The sequence below is a fragment of the Pseudooceanicola sp. NS-SX8 genome (assembly GCF_057380755.1).
On sequence record NZ_CM170819.1, the window covers coordinates 4,598,406 to 4,607,500 of the forward strand.

5 protein-coding genes and 2 rRNA genes are annotated in these 9,095 nt (G+C 61.7%); 4 read left to right on the top strand and 3 right to left on the bottom strand.

All coding sequences use genetic code 11. The features are described from left to right. Nucleotides 1–99 precede the first annotated feature (99 nt). The 4 genes from AC2IR1_RS21085 (at nt 100) to AC2IR1_RS21100 (ending at nt 4,598) form a co-directional block, all read left to right on the top strand. Complete coding sequence (locus AC2IR1_RS21085) at nt 100–420, top strand: 2Fe-2S iron-sulfur cluster-binding protein (RefSeq protein WP_486473947.1); 321 nt, start codon at nt 100–102, stop codon at nt 418–420. Beyond that, nucleotides 420–1,667, top strand: a complete 1,248-nt coding sequence (locus tag AC2IR1_RS21090) for an NAD(P)/FAD-dependent oxidoreductase (protein ID WP_486473948.1) — start codon at nt 420–422, stop codon at nt 1,665–1,667. The genes AC2IR1_RS21085 and AC2IR1_RS21090 overlap by 1 nt, the downstream gene beginning before the upstream one ends. A gap of 51 nt (nt 1,668–1,718) precedes the next feature. Beyond that, nucleotides 1,719–3,044 (top strand): Rieske 2Fe-2S domain-containing protein, encoded by a 1,326-nt coding sequence (locus AC2IR1_RS21095; protein ID WP_486473949.1) that lies wholly within the window; start codon nt 1,719–1,721, stop codon nt 3,042–3,044. A gap of 93 nt (nt 3,045–3,137) precedes the next feature. Beyond that, the gene (locus tag AC2IR1_RS21100) at nt 3,138–4,598 is read left to right on the top strand and encodes a glutamine synthetase family protein (protein ID WP_486473950.1); all 1,461 of its coding nucleotides are present in this window, start codon (nt 3,138–3,140) and stop codon (nt 4,596–4,598) included. A gap of 268 nt (nt 4,599–4,866) precedes the next feature. Here AC2IR1_RS21100 and AC2IR1_RS21105 read toward each other — a convergent pair whose 3' ends face one another. The 3 genes from AC2IR1_RS21105 to AC2IR1_RS21115 all read right to left on the bottom strand — a co-directional run bounded on the left by AC2IR1_RS21105 (nt 4,867) and on the right by AC2IR1_RS21115 (nt 8,795). Next, on the bottom strand, nt 4,867–5,118 hold the full coding sequence (locus AC2IR1_RS21105) for a hypothetical protein (protein WP_486473951.1): 252 nt from the start codon (nt 5,116–5,118) through the stop codon (nt 4,867–4,869). Nucleotides 5,119–5,772: 654 nt separating this feature from the next. Then, a 5S ribosomal RNA gene (rrf, locus tag AC2IR1_RS21110) occupies nt 5,773–5,887 on the bottom strand. Between the two features lie 79 nt (nt 5,888–5,966). After that, nucleotides 5,967–8,795, bottom strand: a 23S ribosomal RNA gene (locus AC2IR1_RS21115). Nucleotides 8,796–9,095: the final 300 nt, after the last annotated feature.

Genomic DNA, 9,095 nt, shown 5'->3' on the forward strand with positions numbered 1-9,095 from the left:
CCCCTTTCAGGTTTTCGCACGTCCAATGGAAAAATCGACCACACGTGCGATAATCGACCAAACTTTCCGCCCTGCGGATGAACAGCGAAGGAGCCAATCTTGAGCAACCCCGTAACCCTTATCTTCCGCGAAGCGGACGGCACCGAGATGAAAGTCGCGGCCACGCCCGGAACCTCCGTCATGGAAAGCGCCGTCATGGCCAATGTCCCCGGCATCGAAGGCGAATGCGGCGGCAGCCTGTCCTGCGCCACCTGCCATGTCTATGCCCCCGAAGCCCTGGCCGGCGTGGCCGAGGATGACGAAGACGCCATGCTGGACGAGGCAGAGGCCACCCGCCGCCCCGAAAGCCGCCTGTGCTGCCAGATCACCGTCACCGCCGACCTCGACGGCGCCGTCTTTACCGTACCGGAGGTGGCGTGATGTCCGCAGCTGATCCCAAGGGCCGGGTGGCCATCATCGGCGCCTCCCACGCGGGCGTTCAGGCCGCCCAGGCGCTGCGCGCCGGTGGCTGGCAGGGCCCGATCGACCTCTTCTCGGCCGAAGCCGGGCTGCCCTACCAGCGGCCCGACCTGTCCAAGGGCTTCCTGCTGGAAGACCGCCCCGATCCCATGGTGCTGAAAGGCGAGGTCTTCTTCCGCTCGTCGGAAATCACCCTGCACGGGGAAACCCCGGTCGACGCCATAGACCCTGCCGCGAAGACCCTGACGGCAAAGGGCGAAACCCATGGCTGGGATCACCTGGTCCTGGCCACCGGGGCCCGCACCCGCACCCTGCCCTGGCGGGCTTCCAACATCGCGACCCTGCGCGACATCGCCGACGCGCGCCAGATCCGCGAGGCCCTGAAGCCCGGGATGCATATCGCCGTCATCGGCGGTGGTTTCATCGGGCTGGAAGTCGCGGCAGCGGCCCGTGAACATGGCGCCGACGTGACCCTGATCGAAGCCGCCCCGCGTTGCCTGGCGCGCGCCCTGCCCAGCCGGATGACCGAAGCGGTGCTGGCCCGTCACCGGGCGGCGGGCGTGGATCTGCGCATCGGCGTCGGGGTCGATACCCCCGTGATCGAGAAGGGCAAGATCACCGCACTTGTGCTGGCGGATGGCACGCGGCTGGACTGCGACATGGTCGTCGCCGGCATCGGCTGCCTTGCCAACATCGAACTGGCAGAGGCCGCGGGCCTCGCGATCGAGGCCGGGGGCATCTCCGTCAACGGGCAGCTGCAGACCTCCGATCCGGCGATCTTCGCCATTGGTGACTGTGCCAGCTTCTCTTCGGCGCTGGTGCCCGGCCCGGTGCGGATCGAATCGATCCAGAACGCCACCGACCAGGCCCGCCACCTTGCGGCGGTGCTTATGGGGGCAGAGGAAGATTACCTCGCCGTGCCGTGGTTCTGGTCCCACCAGTATGAGCTGAAGATCCAGATGGCGGGCTTCCCCGCGCCGGATGCACAACTTCTGGTGCGCGGCGATCCCGAAGCCGGCGCCTTTTCCCTGCTCCAGCTGGACGCCGACGGGCGGCTTCTGGCCGCCTATTCCCTGAATTCCGTGACCGATCATGTTGCTGCGCGCAAACTGATCGGCAGCGATACCCTGCTCGACCCTGCCCGCGCCATCGATACAGGCATCCGCCTGCGTGACGCGATCCGAGAACCCGCCGGCCAGGACGCCTGACGCGCCCGCCGGACCATCCGACAAGCAAGAAAGCCAGAGGAGACAACCACCATGATGAGCCAAGAACTGAACGACAGCCTCACCCGCGTCGGGCGCGGTACCGACACCGGCGAAGTGCTGCGCCGCTACTGGCAGCCAGCCGCGCTCAGCGTCGAGCTGGAACAGAAGCGCCCCGTCGTCCCCGTGCGCCTGCTGGGCGAAGACCTCGTGCTGTTCCGCGACGAGGAAGGCAACCTGGGCCTGATCCAGCGCCAGTGCCCCCACCGCGGCGCCGACATGTGCTTCGGCCGGCTCGAAGACAACGGCCTGCGCTGCCCCTTCCACGGCTGGCACTTCGACCGCACCGGCCAGTGCGTCGAACAACCGGCGGAGCCCGAAGGCTCCCGCATGCACGAAAAGATCAAGGCCCGCGCCTATCCGGTCGTCGAACGCGCCGGCATCGTCTGGGCCTACATGGGCCCCGGTGAAGCCCCCGCCTTCCCCGCGCTCGACTGCTTCGCTGCGCCCGACACCCACGTCTTCGCCTTCAAGGGCCTGTGGGAATGCAACTGGCTGCAGGCGATGGAAGTGGGCATCGACCCGGCCCACGCCTCCTTCCTGCACCGCTTCCTGCAGGACGAAGACCCCGAGGACAGCTACGGCAAGCAGTTCCGCGACAAGGCCGCCAATACCGAGATCCCGATGACCAAGCTGCTGCGCGACTACCCGCGGCCCGACGTCACCGCGGATCAGACCGACTACGGCCTGAAGATCACCGCCCTGCGCCACATGGAAGACGGCCGCACCCACGTCCGCATCACCAACCAGATCTTCCCCGAGGCGATCTGCATCCCGATGTCGCGTGAAATGACCATCACCCAGTGGCACGTCCCCGTCGATGACGGCACCTGCTACTGGTATTCCATCTTCACCAGCTTCGACAAACCCGTCGACAAGAAGCTGATGATGGAACAGCGCCTGAAGGAACACACCCTTCCCGACTACGCGCCGAAGAAGAACAAGTCCAACATGTACGGCTACAACCCCGATGAGCAGGAAACGCTCACCTACACGGGCATGGGCCTCGACATCAACGTCCACGACCAGTGGGCGGTCGAAAGCATGGGCGCGATCCAGGACCGGACCGACGAACATCTGGGCAAATCCGACGCCGCGATCATCCGCTACCGCCGCATGCTGCGCGCCGCGATTGCAGCGGTCAAGGAAGGGCGCGACGCTGAACTGCTGATGCAGGCGGATGACCTGGAACACGTGAAGGGCCCGATCTCCATCGACGCCATCGCGCAGGACGGCGACGTCAACGCCGCCTACGTGAACGAGGATCTGGCCCGCCGCCGCGCCTGCGGCTGGGACGCCCTGAACCAGGCCGCGGAATAACCCGCGCGCACATGCCATTGCGGCGGGCCGCCGGTTGAACCCGACGGCCCGCCGCACGTCCGCCAGGAAACGAGCCACGAAGGAAAAGGCACTATGACTTCCGAATATCTCGATCGCATCGGCAGCGGGCAGCTCGCCCGGGACGGGCTGCTCAGCCCCCAGGCGGTACAGCAGGCCGCCGACTTGCTCACGCGGCTCGAGGCGGACCCGATCGAGACGGTCCGCGTGGTCTTCGCCGATCAGCACGGCCTCCTGCGCGGCAAGACGGTCGCCGCCGGCGCGCTCGCCTCGGTCTTCCGCTCCGGCGTGAACCTGCCCGGCACCCTGCTGCTGAAAGATACCTCCAACCGCACCGTCTTCCCGATCTGGGACGGCGCCGGGTCCGGCACGCCCGCCAGCATGGCCGGGGCCGCCGACATGCTCCTGGTGCCCGATCCCACGACCTTCCGCGTCCTGCCATGGAGCCCGCATTCCGCCTGGATCTTCTGTGATCCCGTCGCCAAGGACGGCACGCCCATCCCCTTCGCCCCGCGCCCCATGCTCCGCAGCGCCATCGACCGGCTCGCCGGGCACGGCTATGCCCTCACCGTCGGGCTGGAGGTCGAATTCCACGTCTTCGACCGGGTCACGGAATCCCTGGCGCACCATGAAACCGGCATGCCCGGCACTGTCCCGCAGACCCGCCTGCTCGACCAGGGCTACCAGTACCTTTCGGAAGCCAACTACGACCGCCTCGAACCGGTGATGGACATGCTCCGCCGCCAGGCCCAGGCGCTCGGCCTGCCCGTCCGCTCGACAGAGGTTGAAATGGGCCCCTCACAGTTCGAATTCACCTTCGAACCGGCCGATCCCCTGACCCATGCGGACAACATGATCATGTTCCGCACCATGGTGAAGGAGGTCTGCGCCCGCGAAGGCATGCACGCCACCTTCATGTGCCGCCCCCGTGTGGAAAACAGCGCCTCCTCCGGCTGGCACCTGCACCAGTCCCTGACCGATGCAGAGGGCCGCAACCTCTTCATCCCCGAAGAGGACGGCGCGCTGCCGGATCTGGCCGGCAACTGGATCGCGGGCCTGCTGGCCTTCGCCAAGGAAAGCTGCCTTCTGACCACGCCCACGGTGAACGGCTACAAGCGCTACCAGCCGTTCCAGCTGGCGCCCGATCGCATCGAATGGGGCGAAGACAACCGGGGCGCCATGGTCCGTTCCCTCATCCGTGCGGGCGATGCCGCCAGCCGGGTGGAAAACCGCGTGGCCGACCCGACGGCGAACCCCTACTTCTACTTCGCCTCCCAGCTGCTGTCGGGCACCCTGGGCATCGAACGCAACCTGCAGGCCCCCGCGCCGGTCGAGGTGCCCTATTCCAGCGATGCCCCCGCCTTGCCGCCCAGCCTCATCGCCGCGATCGAGGCCTTCGAAGAGGGCACGCTCTACCGCGAAACCCTCGGCGAAGGCTTCGTCGACTACATGTCGGTCCTCAAGCGGGCGGAATGGAAGCGCTATCTCTCCACCGTCTCCGAATGGGAACAGCGGGAATACTTCGGCATCTTCTGATCCCCGATTTCTGATCCGCGGCACCTGATCCCCGAGGCAGCTTCCAACTGGGCCGCCTCCAAGCCCCGTCCGGTCCCTTTCGGGCGGGGCTTTCCTGCGGCTCACCCAACGCCCATCCAACCCGGCCGCCACCCGTGCCGCCCCCGCCACCTCGTCAGCGCCCAAGGGCAGATGGCAACGGGGCAGCGATTGGCATAAGCACCGGCGCGCCACGGAACACCTTCACGGCCCACAGTTTCGGCTTACGCCCGTCGGGGCGGGCGCTGTCTCAGAAGCGGATGGTGAACCGACAGCCAAAGGCGGTGGCAGCCATGTCGGAAAACTCGACATTCCCCCGTCCGCCCCGGTCCCAGGCTTCCTTGGCAAGCCCCGCGCCGAGGCTCAGCAGGCAGGTTTCGATCGGGTCCAGCCGCATTTCCTGCGCCGCGACGGTGATCGCCGTCCCGGCCAGCAAATGAAGCTGCTTGTCGTAATCGGCAACAGAGAGCATGCCCACCGACAGGAGGGTTAAGGGATCCATGACAGGCTCCACACAAGTTTAACGAGATATGACCTGTGTAGCCCTGGCCCTTTTCCCCATCCACAAGAGTCTTGAAAACTCCTTAACGCCTCTCAGCTCTCTCCTCGGCGCGCAGCCCTCCGCCACCGTCGTCAGCCTCCCACGCAGGGACCAAACCTCTGCCTCTGCGGTGCGCTCCCTTTGCCCAGCCCCTGGCGCCTGGGGTCTGCCCGTGCCTCCGTCGCGAACACACCTCGCCACTGTCTTGCCGCTCTCCCTTACACGGGCAACTCCCGGTCCCGCTGCGACCTGCTCCTCTCTTCCCACGGATGCCAAACCCACCCCGTTTCCCTGCCTGCGGCGGGTCTGTACGTGTGGCCTAGTCCTCTTCTTCGGAGTGCGATTTCGGACAGTCGTGATACCGCTGTGATACCGACGTAATACCGACGTTTAGATCGGGGGATATCAGGGGGTTGGGCAAAGAACTGCGTATTGTGATCGGGGGCGTTTTCGGGGCGATCCGCGGACGGATTTCGGGCCGTTTCGGGCGGCGTTCCGAGGCTGCCGGGAGGCTGCACGCCGGACGTCTTGCCCAGGGCTCTGGCGCAAAGCAAAAACCCCCCACTGCGATCTGCAGCGAGGGGTTTTTGTTACATCGTGATGGATTTTTTCTAGGTCTGGCGGCGACTTACTCTCCCACGACTTAAGTCGCAGTACCATCAGCGCGACGGCACTTAACTTCCGGGTTCGGGATGGGACCGGGTGTTTTGCTCGTGCTATGACCACCAGACCGAGGAAAAATCCACATGAGAGATATCAATCTGTTGTCTTAGTGACTTCTGAGCAGAAGTGATTGACTTCTACTGGATCGTATCAAGCCTATCGGGCCATTAGTACCGGTCAACTGAATGCATTGCTGCACTTACATCTCCGGCCTATCGACGTGGTGGTCTACCACGGCCCTCAGGGATACCTTGTTTTGAGGGGGGCTTCCCGCTTAGATGCCTTCAGCGGTTATCCTGTCCGATCATAGCTACCCAGCACTGCCATTGGCATGACAACTGGTCCACCAGTGGATCGTTCACCCCGGTCCTCTCGTACTAGGGGCAACTCCTCTCAAGTATCCTACACCCACGGCAGATAGGGACCGAACTGTCTCACGACGTTCTAAACCCAGCTCACGTACCTCTTTAAACGGCGAACAGCCGTACCCTTGGGACCTGCTCCAGCCCCAGGATGAGATGAGCCGACATCGAGGTGCCAAACACTGCCGTCGATATGGACTCTTGGGCAGTATCAGCCTGTTATCCCCGGCGTACCTTTTATCCGTTGAGCGATGGCCCTCCCACTTGGGACCACCGGATCACTATGGCCGTCTTTCGACTCTGCTCGACTTGTCAGTCTCGCAGTCAGGCTGGCTTCTGCCATTGCACTCAACGAGCGATTTCCGACCGCTCTGAGCCAACCTTCGCGCGCCTCCGTTACGCTTTGGGAGGCGACCGCCCCAGTCAAACTACCCGCCACACAGGGTCCCGGAACCCGATAAGGGATCGCGGTTAGACATCAAGCAGAACAAGGGTGGTATCTCAAGGATGACTCCACAGACACTGGCGTGTCTGCTTCAAAGTCTACCACCTATCCTGCACATGTTGTGCCTGATGCCAGTGTGAAGCTGTAGTAAAGGTGCACGGGGTCTTTCCGTCTAACCGCGGGAAGCCTGCATCTTGACAGGCAATTCAATTTCGCTGAGTCGATGTTGGAGACAGCGGGGAAGTCGTTACGCCATTCGTGCAGGTCGGAACTTACCCGACAAGGAATTTCGCTACCTTAGGACCGTTATAGTTACGGCCGCCGTTTACCTGGGCTTCAATTCGGAGCTCTCACCCCTCCTTTTAACCTTCAGGCACCGGGCAGGCGTCAGACCCTATACGTCGTCTTGCGACTTCGCAGAGCCCTGTGTTTTTAGTAAACAGTCGCCACCCCCTGGTTTGTGCCCCCGGATCCAAGTTGCCTTGAACCCGGGCTCCCTTCTCGCGAACTTACGGGAGTATTTTGCCGAGTTCCTTCAACATCGTTCTCTCAAGCGCCTTGGTATTCTCTACCAGTCCACCTGTGTCGGTTTAGGGTACGGTCTTAAAGCGGGGCTATTTCCAGGAACCTCTAAGCAGCCCATTCAATCCGATAAGGATGAACTACCTTCGAGATCCGTCACCACCGCACGGCTCAGGAATATTAACCTGATTCCCATCGTCTACGCATTTCTGCCTCGACTTAGGGGCCGGCTTACCCTGCTCAGATTAGCTTTAAGCAGGAACCCTTGGACTTTCGGCGAGAGTGTCTCTCACACTCTTTGTCGCTACTCATGTCATCATTCTCGCTAGTGATCTCTCCACCGGATCCCTCACAGGCCGGCTTCACAGAAAGCTCCTTGCGTCCAATCTTCCCGAAGGAAGTAAGGACGCATGGAGCTATGTCACACTACGCTCCGCTACCATATGCTATGCATATCCTCAGCTTCGGCTCATGGCTTGAGCCCCGTTACATCTTCGCCGCAGGACGTCTTGATTAGACCAGTGAGCTGTTACGCTATCTTTAAAGGATGGCTGCTTCTAAGCCAACCTCCTGGTTGTTATGGACATCCCACCTGCTTTCCCACTTAGCCATGAATTGGGGGCCTTAGCTGGAGGTCAGGGTTGTTTCCCTCTCCACTACGGGCGTTAGCACCCGCAGTGTGTCTGCCATCTAGTACTCCCGGGTATTCGGAGTTTGGTTAGGATCAGTAAGCCTGTGGGGCCCCATTACCCATCCAGTGCTCTACCCCCCGGGGTATTCGGATGACGCTCTACCTAAATAGATTTCGCGGAGAACCAGCTATCTCCGAGTTTGATTGGCCTTTCACCCCTAGGCACAACTCATCCCGACCTTTTTCAACAGGTGTGGGTTCGGACCTCCAGTACGTGTTACCGTACCTTCATCCTGGTCATGCCTAGATCACTCGGTTTCGGGTCTGATCCAACGAACTCAACGCCCTATTAAGACTCGCTTTCGCTACGCCTACACCTATCGGCTTAAGCTTGCTCGTTAGACCAAGTCGATGACCCATTATACAAAAGGTACGCTGTCAGGCCGCAAGGGCCCTCCAACTGATTGTAGGCGTTCGGTTTCAGGTACTGTTTCACTCCCCTCGTCGGGGTGCTTTTCACCTTTCCCTCACGGTACTGGTTCGCTATCGGTCAGCAAGGAGTACTTAGCCTTCGAAGGTGGTCCTCCGATCTTCAGACAGGATTTCACGTGTCCCGCCCTACTTAATACGTCCTATCATGCTTCATATACGGGACTGTCACCCACTATGGTTGGCCATTCCAGACCATTCTATTCACACTCAAGGCTCGGCTGGTCCCCGTTCGCTCGCCGCTACTAGGGGAGTATCAATTGATTTCCTTTCCTCCGGGTACTTAGATGTTTCAGTTCCCCGGGTTTGCTCTTCAAACCCTATGTGTTCAGGTAAGAAGTACCTGGTTCAGCTCAATATAGGCCACCTTGCGGTGATTATATCAAACTGTCAGGTGGGTTGCCCCATTCGGAGATCCAGGGATCAAAGCCTATTCTCGGCTCCCCCTAGCTTATCGCAGAGTATCACGTCCTTCATCGCCTCTTGCTGCCAAGGCATCCACCAAACGCCCTTCTCGCGCTTGATCCGATCCAGAAGAAGACAGTCACCTGTCGCGTGCTCCGCGGGCTGGTTCGTCCGCTACACTCTGTTCTGGATCAGAAGTCATACATTTCCCGCCTGGACTACGTCCAGACTATGAGCAACCGCAGTTGCTCGGGTTAGTGTACTTGACTTGGACAACACTCATTCTTTTCGAAGAAGCACACGGGCGGAAGGCTTGGCGTCCTTCTCATCCGCTCGGCCCGAAGGCCACTCCAACGTCCCGGTCCGCTTACGCGCGGCGGGAGATGAGGTTGATTGATATCTCTCTTTACGATGTCAAATC

Bases quoted from the DNA above. Each gene is read 5' to 3' on its own strand.
- AC2IR1_RS21090 (WP_486473948.1), top strand. From the start codon at position 420: ATGTCCGCAGCTGATCCCAAGGGCCGGGTGGCCATCATCGGCGCCTCC.
- AC2IR1_RS21095 (WP_486473949.1), top strand. From the start codon at position 1,719: ATGATGAGCCAAGAACTGAACGACAGCCTCACCCGCGTCGGGCGCGGT.
- AC2IR1_RS21100 (WP_486473950.1), top strand. From the start codon at position 3,138: ATGACTTCCGAATATCTCGATCGCATCGGCAGCGGGCAGCTCGCCCGG.
- AC2IR1_RS21105 (WP_486473951.1), bottom strand. From the start codon at position 5,118: ATGGATCCCTTAACCCTCCTGTCGGTGGGCATGCTCTCTGTTGCCGAT.